The sequence below is a fragment of the Streptomyces sp. NPDC093795 genome, from assembly GCF_044764665.1.
Lineage (GTDB): Bacteria > Actinomycetota > Actinomycetes > Streptomycetales > Streptomycetaceae > Streptomyces.
On record NZ_JBIWIO010000007.1, the window covers coordinates 422,838 to 438,363 of the forward strand.

Consider the following 15,526-nt stretch of genomic DNA (forward strand, 5'->3'; position numbering starts at 1 on the left):
CCAGGGTGGGGCGTATCGGGGCATAGTGCAAAGGAAGAGACGAGGGAGGCCTCCGTGCCGACATCCCGGATCCTGCTGTGGAGCGGTCTCGCGGCGGCCGCCGGAGGCGCGGTCCTCTGCGTGCTCGGCTGGTACGGGATCTCCGGCGAGCGGTTCGCGGAGCGGCAGCTGCCCTATCTGGCCTCGTGCACGGTGCCGGGGGCGGCGCTGCTCGTGGCGGGAGCGGTGCTCGTCACGGCGGCGTACGCCCTTCCCGTACGGCCTCCGGAGCCGCGCCGTCCCGAGGCGGACGGGACTCCCCCCGGGTCCCCGTCCTCCGAGGGCCCGCCGCTCCGGGTCCCGGGCGGGACCCTGGCGCACCGGCCCGACTGCCCGCTGGTCGCGGGCCGGGCGACGGCGGTGGAGGCGGGGGACGACCCGTCCCTGAGCCCCTGTCCGGTGTGTGAGCCGTGGCCTCCCTGACGTACGAGCTGACGCTCGCCGGCCTCGCGGTCGGCAGCGCCGCCGCGCTCACCGGCATCGGCCTGGTCGTCACCTACCGGGCGACCGGGGTGCTGAACCTGGCGCACGGGGCCGTCGCCATGATCTGCGCGTACGTGCTCCGCCAGCTGGTGGTCGTCGAGGGCTGGCCGCTGCCGCCGGCCGCGCTCGTCACCCTCCTGGTGGTCGCCCCCGGCATCGGGCTCGTCCTGGACCGTGTGGTGTTCCGGCCCCTCGCGCGGCGGGAGGCGAACCCGGCCCAGCCCCTGGTGGCCTCCGTCGGCGTGTTCGTCCTGCTCGTGGGCGCGGCGCTGCTCCTGTGGGGCCCCGGCGCGCGGGACGACGTTCCGGTGCTCCTCGGCGACGACCCCTGGGCGCAGCTCGGCGCGGTGGTGGCGCTCGCCTGTCTGGTGGGGGCGGTGACCCGGTGGACGCGGTTCGGGCGGGAGCTGCGGGCCGTGATCGACAACCGGCCGCTCGCGGTGGTGTCCGGGATCGACGCGGACCGGGTCGCGGCGGCCGGCTGGGCGTTCGGCTCGTTCACCGCCGGCCTGACCGGGGTGCTGCTCGCCCCGTACGTGCGCCTCGACCCGTACGGGATGCCGCTGCTCGTCGTCGAGGTGATCGCGGTCGCGGTCATCGCCCGGATGCGGTCGCTGCCGGTCGCGGTGGTGGCGGCGCTCGCGATCGGCGTGGCCCAGGCCCAGCTGACCCGGCTGCACCCGGAGGGCTGGGCGGGCCCGCTGCTCCAGGCCGTCGGGGCGAACCTGTTCGTGGTGGCGCTCCTGGTCGCGGCCCTCGTCCTGCCGGGTGTCGGCGGCAGGGGCAGGGACGCGCTGCCGCCGCCGGTGCGTTCCGGGCGGGTGCCGGGGGGACTGTGGGTCGTCGTGGGTGTCCTGTTCCTCCTCCCGCTCGGCTTCGCGGGCTCGGACCTGCACACGGCGATCCAGGTGCCGGCGCTCGCGGTGATCCTGCTGTCCCTGGTCGTGGTGGCGGGGCGGGGCGGCCAGATCGCGCTGGGGCAGGCGGCGTACGCGGGCCTCGGCGCGCTGTTCACCGCGCTCCTGACGGCGCGCGGGGTACCGGGTCTCGTGGCGCTCGGCCTCGCGGTGCCGCTGGTGGCCGCGGTCGGACTCCTGACGGGCCGGCCGGCGATCCGCAGACACGGTCTGGCGCTCGCGCTGGTGACGCTTGCGACGGGGGTGGCGGTGAGCCGCTTCGTCCTCACCCAGCCGTACGCGACGGCGGGCCTGTCCCTCGGCCGCCCGGCGGGCTTCTCCGACGACCGCGCCTTCTACGCCCTCGAACTGGTCGTCCTCGCGGGCTGCCTGGCCCTGGTGGCGGCGCTCCGGCGGGGCCGCACGGGCAGGGCGCTCGCCGCGCTGCGGGACCACGAGCCGGGCGCGGAGGCGGCGGGCGTCGCCGTGCCCCGCCTCAAGCTGCTCGCGTTCGTCCTGGGCGCGGCCCTCGCGGCCCTGGGCGGCGGCCTCCTCGGCATGGGCCTGCGCGCCTTCGACCCGGAGGCGTACGACCCGGTCCGCGGCCTGCTGTGGTTCGCCGCGGTCCTGGTCCTGGGCGCCGACAGCCTCCTCACCCCCCTGGCCGCCGCCGCCCTCCTGACCACCCTGGACGCGGGCCCGCAAGCAGGCACGGCAGCAGCCCTCCTGGGCCTCCTGGCAGCCCTCACAGGCCGCCTCCCCCCTCTGACGAACCTGCTGCCACAGGGAAGACCCGCATCTCGGTCGATCAGTAGAACGGGTGGTGCGGGTGGGAACCCCAGTCCGGCCGAAGGCCGGACGCATCCCCACACACCCGCACCGACACCCGCCCCCACCCTCCGCGCCCACCACCTCACCCTCACCCACCCCGGAGGGATCACCGCCCTCGACGACGTCACCCTCACCCTCGCCCCCTCCCGCATCACCGCCCTCGTCGGCCCCAACGGCGCCGGCAAGTCCACCCTCTTCGACTGCCTCACCGGCACCGCCCGCCCCCGCCACGGGCGGATCACCCTCGACGGAGCCGACATCACCTCCCGACCCGCCCACGCCCGGACCCGCCTCGGCATCGCCCGGACGTTCCAGCGGCTCGCCGTCTTCCCCTCGCTCACCGTCGAGGAGAACGTCCGCCTCGGCGAGGAGCGGGGCCACGTCCGCGAGGACCCCGCCGCCGTCGAACGCAGCCTGCGTCTCCTCGGGCTCGCCGGACCCGTACGGCACGAGACGGCGGCGGACCTGCCCACCAGGACCCTGCGCCGGGTCGAGCTGGCCCGCGCGCTCGCCGGGCAGCCGCACACCCTCCTGCTCGACGAGCCCGCCGCCGGTCTCGACGCCGAGGAGACGGCCGCACTCGCCCGGATCCTCGCCGCCCTCGCCGCCGACGGCCTGACCGTCCTCGTCGTCGAGCACGACCTGGACCTCGTCGCCGGGATCGCCCACACCGTGCACACCATGGAAGGCGGCCGGATCGTGTCATGAGCGTCGAGATCGCCCTGCGCGCCGCCCGGGTCCGCTACGGCCCGCTGGAGGCGCTGCACGGCCTGGACCTGCCCGTGCCCGCCGGTACGGTGACCGTTCTCCTGGGCCGTAACGGCTCGGGGCGTACGACGGCCCTCCGCGCCCTCGCGGGCACGGTACGGCTCTCCGCGGGCCGGGTCGTGTGGCGCGGCACCGACGTGACCCGCCTGCCGGCCCACGAACGGGCGCGCCGGGGGCTGTGCCTCGTACCCGACCTGGAGGCGGTGTACGCGAACCTGACCGTCGCCGAGAACCTCGCCCTGAGCGGTCCCGGCGCCGCACCCCCGTACCCGGAACTCCTCCCCCTGCTGTCCCGCACCGCCGGGACCCTCTCCGGCGGGGAGCGCCGCGTGCTGGCGCTCTCCCGCGCCCTGCTCGCCGTACGCGCGCGCGTGGTGCTGGTCGACGAGCCGTCGCTCGGTCTGGCTCCGCCGATCGCGGCCCGTACGTACCGGAGCCTCGCGGCGCTCGCGGTGGAGGGCGGCGCGGCCGTGGTCCTGGCGGAGCAGCGCGTACCGGACGGGCTGCCGCCCGGCTCGCTGGTGCACGAGCTGCGGCGCGGCTCCCTCGCGTTCAGCGGGGAGCCGGCCGAGCTCACCTGACCGGGACGGGCGGCGTCAGAGCGGGTCGATCCGCAGCATGGTCCCGACGACGATCCGGTTCGGATCGGCCCCGATCAGGCTGCGGTTCGCCTCGTACAGCGCCTTCCAGCCGCCCTTGATCCCGAAGCGGCGGGCGATGGAGCTGAGCGTGTCGCCCGGCTGGACGGTGTGGACGCGCCCGCTGAGCCCGTACCGCTTGGAGCAGACGGGCCAGGCCTTCCACCCCTGGGTGCGGAGGACCGCCTCCGCGACGGTGATCTGCTGCGGGCGGGTCGCCAGGTCGGCGCGGGGCGCGTACTTCAGTCCGCCGTGCTCGACCCAGGTCGGATGCCAGAACTGGAGTCCGCCGTAGAAGCCGTTGCCGGTGTTGATGTGCCAGTCGCCGCTGCTCTCGCACTCGGCGATGCAGCCCCACGGCCACTGGTCCTTCGCGCAGGGGTAGGAGGGCACGCCGGCCTCGACCCGGGGCCCGCCCCGCGCCTCCCGGGCCTGGGCGGGTGCCGGGGCCAGGGTCAGCAGCGCGGCCGCGGACGCCACCACGAGGGAACCGGTCGTCCAAAATCGGATCTTCGACATCGGTGCAGGCTAGGCACCGCCCCGGCGCCCCGGTCCGAGCCGCGCGGAACACCGTTCACACCCCACCCGGTCGGAGTCACCCGCCCCGCCGCACGAGCCGTCGGCAAGTTACCTCGCTTCCGCGCGTGACTCCGGCCGAGCCTGACCCGTTGAACTCGGCATGAGACGACCGGGATCGGCCCGGCGTCCGCCCGTACCGAGTCCAGGGAGCCCCCCGTGCCGCGCATGCTCGACGTCAGCGAGGACGTACGCGCCGAGATCGGCGACGAAGAAGCGGACCGGCTGCTCGCCGGCGACAACGCCCCGGGCAGCTACGACTGCACCTCCTGCCGCACGCCGGGGGACTCCGAGCAGGAGCGCACCAGCACGGTGCTGTTCGTCGGCGAGGAGACCGCGGTCCTCGCGTTCGCGCACGCCAGCTGCATCCCGTCGCAGGTCGTCCGGGTCGCCGAGGAGCAGCTCCAGGGCGCTGTCGCCTCCATCACGGCCGCGGACACGGCCGACGCGCTGACCGCCGCCCACCCCGAGCAGGCCGTGCTCGGGGTCACCAGCGGTCTCGTCCTGATCGAGGGCGAGCTGCACCCGGCGCTCGTCGTGGAACCGACCGCCCCGGTGGCCCGCCCGGGTTCGGACGGTCTCACCGACGAGTTCCTGCCGCTCCTGGCCGAGCAGGGGTTCCACCAGGTCATGAGCCTGAACGACAAACCGGCGGCGCTGCCGGGCTGGTCGGTCCTGGTCGCCATGGGCCAGCTGCACTCCGTCCTCCAGCCGGGTCCCGGCGGCGCCGGTCAGGCCGCCTGGTGGCAGGCGCACCAGCCGCTCCAGGTCACCGAGGGCTGGCGCGCGGCGGCCAACAAGTCGCATACGGTGCTCGTCTTCGCCGCCCCCGTGGGATCGATCGGCCAGCAGCCGCGTGAGGACCTGCTGCGCGACGCGCTGGAGAAGGCCGCGGCGAACGGGCGCCTGGTCGCCGCCGCGATGCCGCTGGCCGGTACCTGATGGACGACGGCCGGCCGGGCATAGGGTGGGCGCGGGTCTCGGGCGTACCGACGGGGCCGACGGGCTCCGGGGCGCCGGGGGTCCCGACCGTGCCGCGTCCCCGGCGGGCGTCCCATTCGGAGAGCCGCCCGCATCCGACGGGCGGCGGGGTCGTTGGCACCTACGTGCACCCATACGACCCCTTCCCCCAGCCGTATCCGAGTCAGATCCCTTCGATGCGCCCCGCGCAGGACGTCACGGCGGGCGCGTCGCCCACGCCGATCTACGACGCGCTGTACTCGGAGTTCCGCAGGTCGTTCCGCACGCTGCCGGGTGACCGCAGCGGCGAGGAGGACGTGACCTTCCGGGCCTTCGGTACGACGGTGGGCACGGGGGCCTACGGACACGGGCAGGGGCACCGCTACGCGACGGCGTATCCGACGGCGTGGTCGGCGCAGCACTCCCCGACGCCGACGCAGGCGGCGCTGCCGCCGGCGCCACGCAGGGGCTTCTAGCTTCCAGGGAAAAAGGGAAACGCGGCACGGGGGACACGGCTGAGGGCCGGGGCGATCAGCCCCGGCCCTCAGCCGTATGTCACCTCGCGCGCGTGAGGACTACTTCTTGCGGCCGCGCTTCTCACGCACCCGGACCGAGATGTGGATCGGGGTGCCCTCGAAGCCGAACTCCTCGCGGAGGCGGCGCTCGATGAAGCGGCGGTAACCCGCCTCCAGGAAGCCCGAGGCGAAGAGCACGAACCGGGGCGGCTTGGTGCCCGCCTGCGTACCGAAGAGGATGCGGGGCTGCTTGCCGCCGCGGATCGGGTGCGGGTGGGCGGCGACGATCTCACCGAGGAAGGCGTTGAGCCGGCCGGTGGGGACGCGGGTCTCCCAGCCGGCGAGGGCGGTCTCGATGGCCGGGACCAGCTTCTCCATGTGGCGGCCGGTCTTCGCGGAGACGTTGACGCGGGGCGCCCAGGCGACCTGCTGCATCTCGGTCTCGATCTCGCGCTCGAGGTAGTAGCGGCGCTCCTCGTCGAGCTCGTCCCACTTGTTGTAGGCGATGACGATGGCGCGGCCCGACTCGACCGCCATCGTGATGATGCGCTGGTCCTGGACCGAGATGTTGTCGGTGGTGTCGATGAGGATGACGGCCACCTCGGCCTTCTCGACGGCGGCGGCCGTCCGCAGGGAGGCGTAGTAGTCCGCGCCCTCCTGGAGGTGGACCTTCTTGCGGATACCGGCGGTGTCGACGAACTTCCACGTCACGCCGCCGAGCTCGATCAGCTCGTCGACCGGGTCGCGGGTGGTGCCCGCCAGCTCGTTGACGACGACGCGGTCCTCGTTCGCCACCTTGTTGAGGAGGGAGGACTTGCCGACGTTCGGACGGCCGATGAGGGCGATGCGGCGCGGGCCGCCCACCGCGGTGCCGAAGCGCTGCTCGGGGGCCTCGGGCAGCTTCCTCAGGACCTCGTCGAGGAGGTCGCCGGTGCCGCGGCCGTGCAGCGAGGAGACGGGGAACGGCTCGCCGAGGCCCAGGGACCACAGCGTGGTGGCGTCGGCCTCGCCGGACTGGCCGTCGACCTTGTTGGCGGCGAGGACGACCGGCTTGCCCGCGCGGCGGAGCAGCCTGACGACGGCCTCGTCGGTGTCGGTGGCGCCGACGGTGGCGTCCACGACGAAGAGGCAGGCGTCGGCGGCGTCGATGGCGTACTCGGCCTGGGCGGCGACGGAGGCGTCGATGCCGAGGACGTCCTGCTCCCAGCCGCCGGTGTCGACGACCTTGAAGCGGCGCCCGGCCCATTCGGCCTCGTAGGTGACGCGGTCACGGGTGACGCCCGGCTTGTCCTCGACGACGGCCTCGCGGCGGCCGATGATGCGGTTCACCAGGGTCGACTTGCCGACGTTCGGGCGGCCGACGACGGCGAGGACGGGGAGCGGGCCGTGACCGGCCTCCTCGATCGCGCCCTCGACCTCTTCGGCGTCGAAGCCCTCTTCCGCGGCGAGCTCCATGAACTCCGCGTACTCGGCGTCGCCAAGTGCCCCGTGGTCGTGCTGGTCGTTCATGAAGTCCGTTCCTTGATCATTCGTGGTCGGTGGGTCCCCGGGCCGCGGGGCCCACTACTGAAAGTCTCGCTCAGCGCCCGGTGAGACGCCTGGCGTTTTCCAGGTGGTCGGTGAGCTTCCCCTGGATTCGTACGGTGGCCTCGTCGAGCGCCTTGCGGGTGCGCCGGCCGGAGCCGTCGCCCGCCTCGAAGGCGTCGCCGAAGACGACGTCGACGCGTCCGCGCAGCGGAGGCAGTGCCTTGACCAACCGTCCACGGCGCTCGGTGCTTCCCAGGACGGCGACGGGGACGATCGGTGCGCCGCTGCGGACGGCGAAGTAGGCGAGGCCCGCGCGGAGCGAGGCGAAGTCGCCGTCACCCCGGGTGCCCTCGGGGAAGATCCCGAGGACGCCGCCCTGCTCCAGGACGCCCAGGGCGTTGCCTATCGCGTTCCGGTCGGTGCTGTCGCGGTCCACCTTGACCTGCCCGATGCCCTCCAGGAAGGGCCCGAGGGGCCCGACGAAGGCTTCCTTCTTGATGAGGAAGTGCACGGGACGCGGTGCGGTGCCCATGAGCATGGGTCCGTCGATGTTGTGCGCGTGGTTGACGGCGAGGATGACGGGGCCGGAGGCCGGCACCCGCCAGGCGCCGAGGACGCGCGGCTTCCAGAAGCCGTACATCAGCCCGATGCCGATGCGACGGCCGACGGCGGCGCCCTTGCCGGAGGGCAGGGTCACTTGGCAGCCGCCCGCTTCTCGTCCACCAGGGTGACGACGCACTCGATGACCTGGTCCAGGGTGAGGTCGGTGGTGTCGACCTCGACGGCGTCGTCGGCCTTGGCCAGCGGGGAGGTCTTACGGCTGGAGTCGGCCGCGTCCCGCTTGATCAGGGCTTCCCTCGTGGCGTGCACGTCGACGCCCTTGAGCTCGCCGGAGCGGCGGGCGGCGCGGGCCTCGGGCGAGGCGGTGAGGAAGATCTTCAGGTCGGCGTCCGGCAGGACGGTGGTGCCGATGTCCCGGCCTTCGACGACGATGCCGTGCTCGGCGCCGCGGGCGATGGACCTCTGGAGCTCCGTGATCAGGCTCCGCACCTCGGGGACGGCGCTGACGGCGCTGACCTTGGAGGTGACCTCTTCGGTACGGATGGGTCCCGCGGCGTCGGCCCCGTCGACGGTGATGGTGGGCCGGGCCGGGTCGGTGCCGGAGACGATGACCGGCTTGGCGGCGGCGTTGGCGACGGCATCGGCGTCGTGCACGTCGACGCCGTTGCTGATCATCCACCAGGTGATCGCCCGGTACTGGGCACCGGTGTCGAGGTAGCTCAGCCCCAGCTTGGCGGCGACCGCCTTGGAGGTGCTGGACTTGCCCGTGCCGGAGGGCCCGTCAATGGCGACGATCACGGATTCCACGGTGGGAACACCTTCCTGGGTGAGGGGCGGGACCCGGCGGAGATGCGGGGGGCCACCACAAGGTTACCGAGTCCCCAGCACCCATTCGGCCCAGCACCCACGCCCACGCCCCACACGTCCACATCGCCGCGCGGTGCGGGCGCCGCACCACTGCCCCGGCGCGCGGGCGCACCGCACCACCGCCCCCGTCCCCGTGTGCCCGGACCCGCACCGGCCCCCACCCCCGCGTGGGCAATCGTCCCGCGCCCGCCCCCACCCCCCGTGTGGGCAATCGTCCCGCAGGGCGGGACGGGTGGGCACACGGGACGGCGCTCTCGGCGGCGCCTCCGCCCCTGGTGCCTGGACCCGCACCACCAGGCGCGGCGCACACGGGGTGCGGGTACAGGCGCGGAAGCCTAGGCCCCCGGGCCCGGTGCCGGCTCTCGACGGGCGGCCGGGCGTCAGCTCGTGCGCAAGGACCAGCCCAGTTCCTGGAGGGCCGCACCCAGCACCGCCGCCGCCGACGGCTCCACCATCAGCTGCACCAGACCCGCCTGCTGCCCGGTCGCGTGCTCGATGCGTACGTCCTCGATGTTGACCCCGGCCCGACCCGCGTCGGCGAAGATCCGGGCCAGCTCACCCGGCTGGTCGCTGATGAGGACGGCGACGGTCTCGTAGACCGTGGGCGCGGCGCCGTGCTTGCCGGGAACGCGCGCGCGCCCCGCGTTGCCCCGGCGCAGGACGTCCTCGACGCCCGAGGCGCCGTCCCGGCGCTTCTCCTCGTCGGCGGACTGGAGGGACCGCAGGGCGCGGACCGTCTCGTCGAGGTCTGCGGCGACGCCGGAGAGGACGTCGGCGACGGGCCCGGGGTTGGCGGAGAGGATCTCGATCCACATACGGGGGTCGGACGCCGCGATCCGGGTGACGTCGCGGATGCCCTGCCCACAGAGCCGTACGGCGGACTCGTCGGCCTCCTCCAACCGCGCGGCGACCATCGAGGACACCAGCTGCGGGGTGTGGGAGACGAGCGCCACGGCCCGGTCGTGGGCGTCGGCGTCCATGACGACGGGCACGGCCCGGCAGAGGGCGACGAGCTCCAGGGCGAGGTTGAGGACCTCGGTGTCGGTGTCCCGGGTCGGCGTGAGGACCCACGGCCGCCCCTCGAAGAGGTCCGCGGTCGCCGCCAGCGGCCCCGAGCGCTCCTTGCCGGACATCGGGTGCGAACCGATGTACGCGGTGAGGTCGAGGCCCAGCGCCTCCAGCTCCCGCTTCGGCCCGCCCTTGACGCTCGCCACGTCCAGGTACCCGCGCGCGAGACCGGCCGACATCGCCTCGGCGAGGGTCGTGGCCACGTGCGCGGGGGGTACGGCGACGATCGCGAGGTCCACGCGCCCCTCGGGCGTCTCGTCGGTGCCCGCGCCGAGCGCGGCGGCCGTCCGGGCGCGCGCCGGGTCGTGGTCGCGGAGGTGGACGGTGACGCCCCGGCCCGCGAGGGCGAGCGCGGCGGAGGTGCCGATCAGTCCGGTGCCGATGACGAGCGCTGTTCTCACTGGGCGATGTCCTTGCGCAGGGCGGCCGCGGCACCGAGGTAGACGTGCGCGATCCGGGACTTGGGCAGATCGGTCTCGACGTGGGCGAGGAGCCGGACGACCCTCGGCATGGCGCCCTCGATGTCGAGTTCCTGTGCGCAGATCAGGGGTACGTCGACGATCCCGATGTCACGGGCCGCGGCGGCCGGGAAGTCGCTGTGGAGGTCGGGCGTGGCCGTGAACCAGATGCTGATGAGGTCGTCGGCGGTGAGGTCGTTGCGCGCGAGGACGGCGGTGAGCAGTTCCTCGACCTGCTCGCGCATGTGTCCGGCCTCGTCCCGCTCCAGCTGGACGGCTCCTCGGACCGCTCGTACCGCCACGTCGTGCTCCTTCGCCTGCGTCAGTGCTCCGTTCAGCCTAGTCAGCGGTGGGGCGGCACGTCGCGGCGCCCGCCCTCCGAGACGGGCGGTGGGCGCGCGCCGGGCTGCCAGAGCCCCATTTCGCTCATACCGCCCCACTCCGCCACTCGGGGTACACGCCGGTGCACTCGGCCGACGAACCCGCGCCCCAGGTGGTCCGCCGCGACAGCGGACGGCCGTGCGAGGGAGCCGACGCCCCGGGTACAGGCGTGTTGCGGGCCCTCCGCCCGGCCCGCCGCCAAGCTGGGCGGCATGACCTCACGCGCCACGAACCGCCGTACCGTCCTCTTCGCCGCCGCGGCCCTGACGACGGGCTGCGGCTCCGACGGCGGGGGTGACGGTGGCGACGGCGGTACGACCACCAGCGCCCCGGCCACCCCGAGCGCCCCCGCGACATCCTCCACGGCGTCCCCCGCGTCGCCCTCTCCGACCGGCACCCCGCCCCTGGCCACGACCTCCGAGATCCCGGTCGGCGGCGGCATGGTCTTCGCCGAGCGGAAGGTGGTCGTCACCCAGCCCGCCGCCGGCGAGTTCAAGGCCTTCTCCGCGGTCTGCACCCACCAGGGCTGCCTGGTGAACAAGGTCGCGGACGGCACCATCGACTGCCCCTGCCACGGCTCCAAGTACCGCGTCGCCGACGGCTCGGTGGTGAACGGCCCGGCCACCCGCCCGCTCCCGGCCGAGCAGATTATTGTCTCGGGAGAATCGATCACCCTCGCCTAGTCTTCTCCGCATGACCCCGGACGAGTTGGTGCGCGACCGCACGATCTATTCCTGCGTGATGGGCTCGCGCGCCTTCGGTCTCGCGACCGAGAGCAGCGACACGGACGTGCGGGGCGTCTATGTCGCCCCGACGCCCCTCTTCTGGCGCTTCGACAAGCCCCCGGCCCATGTGGAGGGCCCGGGCGAGGACCAGTTCAGCTGGGAGCTGGAGCGATTCTGCGAGCTGGCCCTGCGCAACAACCCGAACGTCCTGGAGTGCCTGCACTCCCCCGTCGTCGAGCGCGTCGACGACCTGGGCCGGGAACTCCTCTCCCTGCGCGGGGCCTTCCTCTCCCGGCAGGCCCACCAGACCTTCGTCCGTTACGCGGACGGCCAGCGCCGCAAGCTCGACGCGGACGTGCGTCAGTACGGGCAGCCGCGCTGGAAGCACGCGATGCACCTGCTGCGGCTGCTGACGAGCTGCCGCGACCTGCTGCGCACCGGCGAACTGCGGATCGAGGTGGGCGAGGCCCGCGAGCGTCTCCTGGCGGTCAAGCGGGGCGAGGTCTCCTGGCCGGAGGTCGAGTCCTGGATGAACCGCCTCCAGGACGAGGCGGACACCGCCCTCACCGGCTCCCCGCTGCCGCCCGGCCCGGACAAGGCACGCGTGGAGGACTTCCTGATCCGCGTCCGCCGAGCGGCCGTCTGAACGCTCCACGGGAAACCGCCACGACGGAACACCGTCGGACTCACCCGTCCCAGAGCGCGCCCAGGGTCAGCAGGTCGCTCCGGTACTCGATGCGCTCCGCCCACTCCTTCGGCCAGGCGTCGGCGCCGAGGTGGGCCCCGGCGAAGGCGCCCGCGAGGGCGGCGATCGAGTCGGAGTCGCCGCGGGTGCAGGCGGCCCTGCGCAGTGCGGTGAGCGGCTGGTGGGGGAAGAGGAGGAAGCAGAGGAGCCCGGTCGCGAGGGCCTCCTCCGCGATCCAGCCGTCACCGGTGTACGTACAGGGGTCGAGCTCCGGGTCGGCGGTGCGCTGGACGGCGTCCAGGCGCTCCAGGATCGCCAGGCACTCGTCCCAGCCGCGCTGGATGAACGAGACGGCGGAGGGGTCCTGGGAGCGGGTCCAGAGGTCGCCGAGCCAGTGCTCGTGGTAGCGGGAGCGGTTCTCGTACGCGTACGAGCGCAGCTGTCCGACCAGGCCGGCCGGGTCCACGCCCTGGGCGAGGAGGTACACGGCGCGGGCGGTGAGGTCGGAGGCGGCGAGCGCGGTGGGGTGACCGTGGGTGAGGGCCGCCTGGAGCTGGGCGGCGCCCGCCCGCTGCTCCTCGCTCAGCCCGGGGACGAGCCCGACGGGCGTGACCCGCATGTTGGCGCCGCAGCCCTTGGAACCGATCTGGCTGGCGTCCTGCCAGGGCGTGTCGAGCATCAGGAGCCGACAGGCCTGAAGGCAGGTGTTCCCGGGGGCGCGGTTGTTCTCCGGGGAGCGGTACCAGGCGATGAACTCCTCCCGGACGGGCCCGGCGAGCCGCTCGGGGTCGAGCACTCCGCGGTCCATGGCGGTACGGATGCCCCGGGCGAAGGCGAGGGCCATCTGGGTGTCGTCGGTGACGAGGGCCGGGTCGGGGAGCTCCATGTCCCGCCACGGGCCGTACCAGCTGATGGCACGCTGTACGTCGATGAACTCCGTGGGTCGTCCCAGCGCGTCGCCGAGCGCCAGCCCGATCAGGGAGCCGGTCGCGGCCTGCTTGGTCGCGGTGCGTGCGAGGTTCACGTGGATCGTCCTTCCGGTCGCAGGAGGGGCGGGTGGAGGGCCGTGGCCCCGCCCGCCCGGTAGAGAGCGGCCGGTTTCCCCCGTCCGCCGGTGAGGCGCGGGGGTCCTTCCACGGCCTGGACGAAGCCGGGCGTGGTGAGGACCTTGCGCCGGAAGTTGGGGCGGTCGAGTTCGACGCCCCAGACCGTCTCGTAGACCTGCCGCAGCTCGCCGAGGGTGAACTCGGGCGGGCAGAAGGCGGTCGCGAGGCAGGTGTACTCCAGCTTGGCGCCGACCCGTTCGTGGGCGTCGGCGAGGATCCGGTCGTGGTCGAAGGCGAGGCCCTGGACCGTGTCGTACGGCAGCCACCGCGCCTGGGCCGCGTCCCCGCCGCCGCGCGGTTCCGGCGGGTCGGGCACGAGCGCGGTGAAGGCGACGGAGACGACCCGCATCCTCGGGTCGCGGTCCGGCTCGCTGTAGGTGCGGAGCTGTTCGAGGTGGAGCCCGGCGACGGTGGCCTCGGAGAGGCCGGTCTCCTCCACGAGTTCGCGGCGGGCGGCCCGCTCGGCGGACTCGGGCGGGAGCACGAATCCACCGGGGAGCGCCCAGGATCCGGCGTACGGCTCCTGGCCCCGCTCGACGAGCAGGACGTGGAGGCGCTCCTCGCGGAGGGTGAGGACGGCGAGGTCGACGGTGACGGCGAAGGGCTCGAAGGCGCGCGGGTCGTAGCCCTCGGGCACGCGGTGGCCGGTCATCGGCGCTCCGGCAGGGGGTCGGTGAAGTGCCAGCCCTCGGCGAGCAGCGCGTCCACGGCGGCGACGGCGGACGCGAGCCGCTCCTCGTGGGGCCCGCTGAGGACAGCCGTGCGGCGGCCGCTGTGGGCGAGCTGGGTGAGGAAGCGGGCGGTCATCCAGGGCCGCAGGTGCTCCCCGTCGCGCAGTCCGTCGTCCTCGAAGTCGACGCCCCGGTGGTCGGTGAGCAGCCAGAGGTGCTGTCGGCCATGGGCGGCGATCTCGCCGGTGGCGGGGCTTGCGGTGCCCATGTACCGCTCGTGCCAGATGGTGGTGGCGAAGGCGTCCGTGTCGCAGAAGAGCACGGGCGAACCTTCGCGGGCCGCCTCCTCCTCCAGTTCGGCCTGGCGCTGGGCGATGACGGGGAAGTCGGCGGAGTGGAAGGCGACGTCGGCCCAGGTCGCGTCGGGGCGTTCGGCACGGAGTTCGGCGAGCTTGAGTTCGCTGTACTCGCGGCCGTACTCCGGTACGTACCGGGTGCGGGCCCAGACACCGCCGCGCCGCCGGTAGTGGTCGGCCAGGGCGCGGGCCATGGTGGTGGTGCCGGTGGACTCGGCGCCCAGGACGACGACCCGCCGGGTGAGCGCGGCCCGTACCGGCGCTTCCAGGAAGTCCCAGGAACCGGCGGGGTCGGCGCGGACGGCCGTGCCGGAGACGGGGAAGCGGGTGCGGTCCGGGTCGACGCAGACGGCTTCGGCGCCGAAGCGGCGGGCGAGCTCCTCCCCGTACGGCTCCGAGGTGAAGACGGCGTCGACGGGCTCGGGCACGGCGGCCCGGAAGACGGCCATGTGTGCCTCCCACACGTCGGGGTCCTGGAGGTCGACGGGGATGTCGTCGACGGCGCCGACGACGAGGGCGTCGGGGTGGATCTCGCGCATCCAGGCGACGCGCTCGTCGAGCGGGACGGACTCGACGGAGGAGGCGCAGACGAGGACGGTGAGGCGCTCGCAGCGGCCCAGCGCGGTGGTGACGAGATGGTGGTGGCCGGCGTGCGGCGGATAGAACTTGCCGAGGACGAGGCCGTGTCCGAAGCGCTTCACGCCGTCGCCTCCACCGGACGCTGCCGTACGGAGAGGTTCCAGTTGCGCAGGCCGAGGACGCAGAGCGTCATGAAGCCGACGTACAGCAGGGAGGTCAGGTACAGCTCCTTGTGGGCGTACAGCGGTACGTAGATCACGTCGGCGGCGATCCACAGCCACCAGGACTCCAACCGCTTCCGACACTGGCCGTAGGTCGCCATGAGGGAGAGCGCGGTCGTGACGGCGTCCCAGAAGGGGACGGTCGAGTCGGTGGCACGGTCGAGCAGCAGGGTGAGCGCGAGGGTCCCCACCACCCCCGCCGTGAGCAGCCACGTCCACTCGGTGCGCGTGGTGCGGCGCACCGGGAGGGCGTCGGAGCCTGGTCCACCCCCGTGGGTCCAGGTCCACCAGCCGTACACGGCGAGGGTGATGAAGACGATCTGGAGGCCGGCGTCGGCGTAGAGCCCCGCCTGCGTGAAGAGCAGGACGAAGAACAGGTTGTTGGCGATGCCGATCGGCCAGTTGGCGAGGTGCTGGCGGGCGACGAGCCAGACGCAGAGTGCTCCGCTGCCGAATCCCAGGACCTCGGTCCAGCTGACCGGGGTGTCCAGGACGGTGAAGAGCGGTTGTTGCAGGGGTTCGAGTACGTCCGCGAGGCTCACGCCCGCCTCCTTAAGAGTCACCCTGACTATAAAGGGTCGCGGACTCCGGCCACAAGCCCGAACATCGCGGCCG

At 73.7% G+C, this 15,526-nt stretch carries 17 protein-coding genes; 7 read left to right on the forward strand and 10 right to left on the reverse strand.

Annotated features, from left to right (window positions below; translation table 11 throughout):
* The first annotated feature begins 54 nt into the window (after positions 1-54).
* From ACIRB7_RS21595 to ACIRB7_RS21605, 3 genes are read left to right on the forward strand one after another with little or no spacing between them, the layout of a single operon-like run.
* Entirely contained in the window at positions 55-462 is a 408-nt protein-coding gene (locus ACIRB7_RS21595; RefSeq protein ID WP_403600912.1) for a hypothetical protein, read from the forward strand.
* Positions 450-2,957 carry an ATP-binding cassette domain-containing protein gene (locus tag ACIRB7_RS21600; protein WP_403600915.1) on the forward strand — a complete coding sequence of 836 codons (2,508 nt, stop codon included), beginning with the start codon at positions 450-452 and terminating at the stop codon, positions 2,955-2,957. The genes ACIRB7_RS21595 and ACIRB7_RS21600 overlap by 13 nt, the downstream gene beginning before the upstream one ends.
* A complete protein-coding gene (locus ACIRB7_RS21605; RefSeq protein WP_403600918.1) occupies positions 2,954-3,598 on the forward strand; it encodes an ATP-binding cassette domain-containing protein in 645 nt (214 codons plus the stop codon). Before ACIRB7_RS21600 ends, ACIRB7_RS21605 begins: the two co-directional genes overlap by 4 nt.
* A 15-nt stretch (positions 3,599-3,613) precedes the next feature.
* Here the strand turns inward: ACIRB7_RS21605 and ACIRB7_RS21610 are convergent, their stop codons facing one another.
* Complete coding sequence (locus ACIRB7_RS21610; RefSeq protein WP_403600921.1) at positions 3,614-4,174, reverse strand: transglycosylase family protein; 561 nt, start codon at positions 4,172-4,174, stop codon at positions 3,614-3,616.
* Positions 4,175-4,390: 216 nt separating this feature from the next.
* Between ACIRB7_RS21610 and ACIRB7_RS21615 the strand changes: the two genes are divergently transcribed.
* Positions 4,391-5,173, forward strand: coding sequence for a hypothetical protein (locus ACIRB7_RS21615; RefSeq protein WP_403600923.1), 783 nt, complete (start codon positions 4,391-4,393; stop codon positions 5,171-5,173).
* Positions 5,174-5,388: 215 nt separating this feature from the next.
* A complete protein-coding gene (locus ACIRB7_RS21620; RefSeq protein ID WP_403600926.1) occupies positions 5,389-5,667 on the forward strand; it encodes a hypothetical protein in 279 nt (92 codons plus the stop codon).
* Between the two features lie 99 nt (positions 5,668-5,766).
* Here the strand turns inward: ACIRB7_RS21620 and der are convergent, their stop codons facing one another.
* The 5 genes from der to aroH form a co-directional block, all read right to left on the reverse strand.
* Positions 5,767-7,215: a ribosome biogenesis GTPase Der gene (gene der, locus ACIRB7_RS21625; RefSeq protein WP_403600929.1), complete on the reverse strand. Its 1,449-nt coding sequence runs from the start codon at positions 7,213-7,215 to the stop codon at positions 5,767-5,769.
* Between the two features lie 70 nt (positions 7,216-7,285).
* Entirely contained in the window at positions 7,286-7,930 is a 645-nt protein-coding gene (locus ACIRB7_RS21630; protein ID WP_403600932.1) for a lysophospholipid acyltransferase family protein, read from the reverse strand.
* On the reverse strand, positions 7,927-8,592 hold the full coding sequence (gene cmk, locus ACIRB7_RS21635) for a (d)CMP kinase (protein WP_403601069.1): 666 nt from the start codon (positions 8,590-8,592) through the stop codon (positions 7,927-7,929). The genes ACIRB7_RS21630 and cmk overlap by 4 nt, the downstream gene beginning before the upstream one ends.
* 449 nt (positions 8,593-9,041) lie before the next feature.
* The gene (locus tag ACIRB7_RS21640; protein WP_403600935.1) at positions 9,042-10,130 is read right to left on the reverse strand and encodes a prephenate dehydrogenase; all 1,089 of its coding nucleotides are present in this window, start codon (positions 10,128-10,130) and stop codon (positions 9,042-9,044) included.
* On the reverse strand, positions 10,127-10,489 hold the full coding sequence (aroH, locus tag ACIRB7_RS21645; RefSeq protein ID WP_389682391.1) for a chorismate mutase: 363 nt from the start codon (positions 10,487-10,489) through the stop codon (positions 10,127-10,129). The genes ACIRB7_RS21640 and aroH overlap by 4 nt, the downstream gene beginning before the upstream one ends.
* A gap of 291 nt (positions 10,490-10,780) precedes the next feature.
* Between aroH and ACIRB7_RS21650 the strand changes: the two genes are divergently transcribed.
* On the forward strand, positions 10,781-11,251 hold the full coding sequence (locus ACIRB7_RS21650) for a Rieske (2Fe-2S) protein (RefSeq protein WP_403600938.1): 471 nt from the start codon (positions 10,781-10,783) through the stop codon (positions 11,249-11,251).
* Between the two features lie 10 nt (positions 11,252-11,261).
* Entirely contained in the window at positions 11,262-11,939 is a 678-nt protein-coding gene (locus ACIRB7_RS21655) for a DNA polymerase beta superfamily protein (protein WP_403600941.1), read from the forward strand.
* A 40-nt stretch (positions 11,940-11,979) separates the two neighbouring features.
* On the opposite strand, the gene ACIRB7_RS21660 is transcribed toward ACIRB7_RS21655, so the two are convergent.
* From ACIRB7_RS21660 to pnuC, 4 genes are read right to left on the reverse strand one after another with little or no spacing between them, the layout of a single operon-like run.
* Positions 11,980-13,002: an ADP-ribosylglycohydrolase family protein gene (locus tag ACIRB7_RS21660; RefSeq protein WP_403600943.1), complete on the reverse strand. Its 1,023-nt coding sequence runs from the start codon at positions 13,000-13,002 to the stop codon at positions 11,980-11,982.
* Positions 12,999-13,736, reverse strand: coding sequence for an NUDIX hydrolase (locus tag ACIRB7_RS21665; RefSeq protein ID WP_403600946.1), 738 nt, complete (start codon positions 13,734-13,736; stop codon positions 12,999-13,001). The genes ACIRB7_RS21660 and ACIRB7_RS21665 overlap by 4 nt, the downstream gene beginning before the upstream one ends.
* Positions 13,733-14,812, reverse strand: coding sequence for an AAA family ATPase (locus ACIRB7_RS21670; RefSeq protein WP_403600949.1), 1,080 nt, complete (start codon positions 14,810-14,812; stop codon positions 13,733-13,735). Before ACIRB7_RS21670 ends, ACIRB7_RS21665 begins: the two co-directional genes overlap by 4 nt.
* On the reverse strand, positions 14,809-15,453 hold the full coding sequence (gene pnuC, locus ACIRB7_RS21675; protein ID WP_403600952.1) for a nicotinamide riboside transporter PnuC: 645 nt from the start codon (positions 15,451-15,453) through the stop codon (positions 14,809-14,811). Before pnuC ends, ACIRB7_RS21670 begins: the two co-directional genes overlap by 4 nt.
* Between the last annotated feature and the right edge of the window lie 73 nt (positions 15,454-15,526).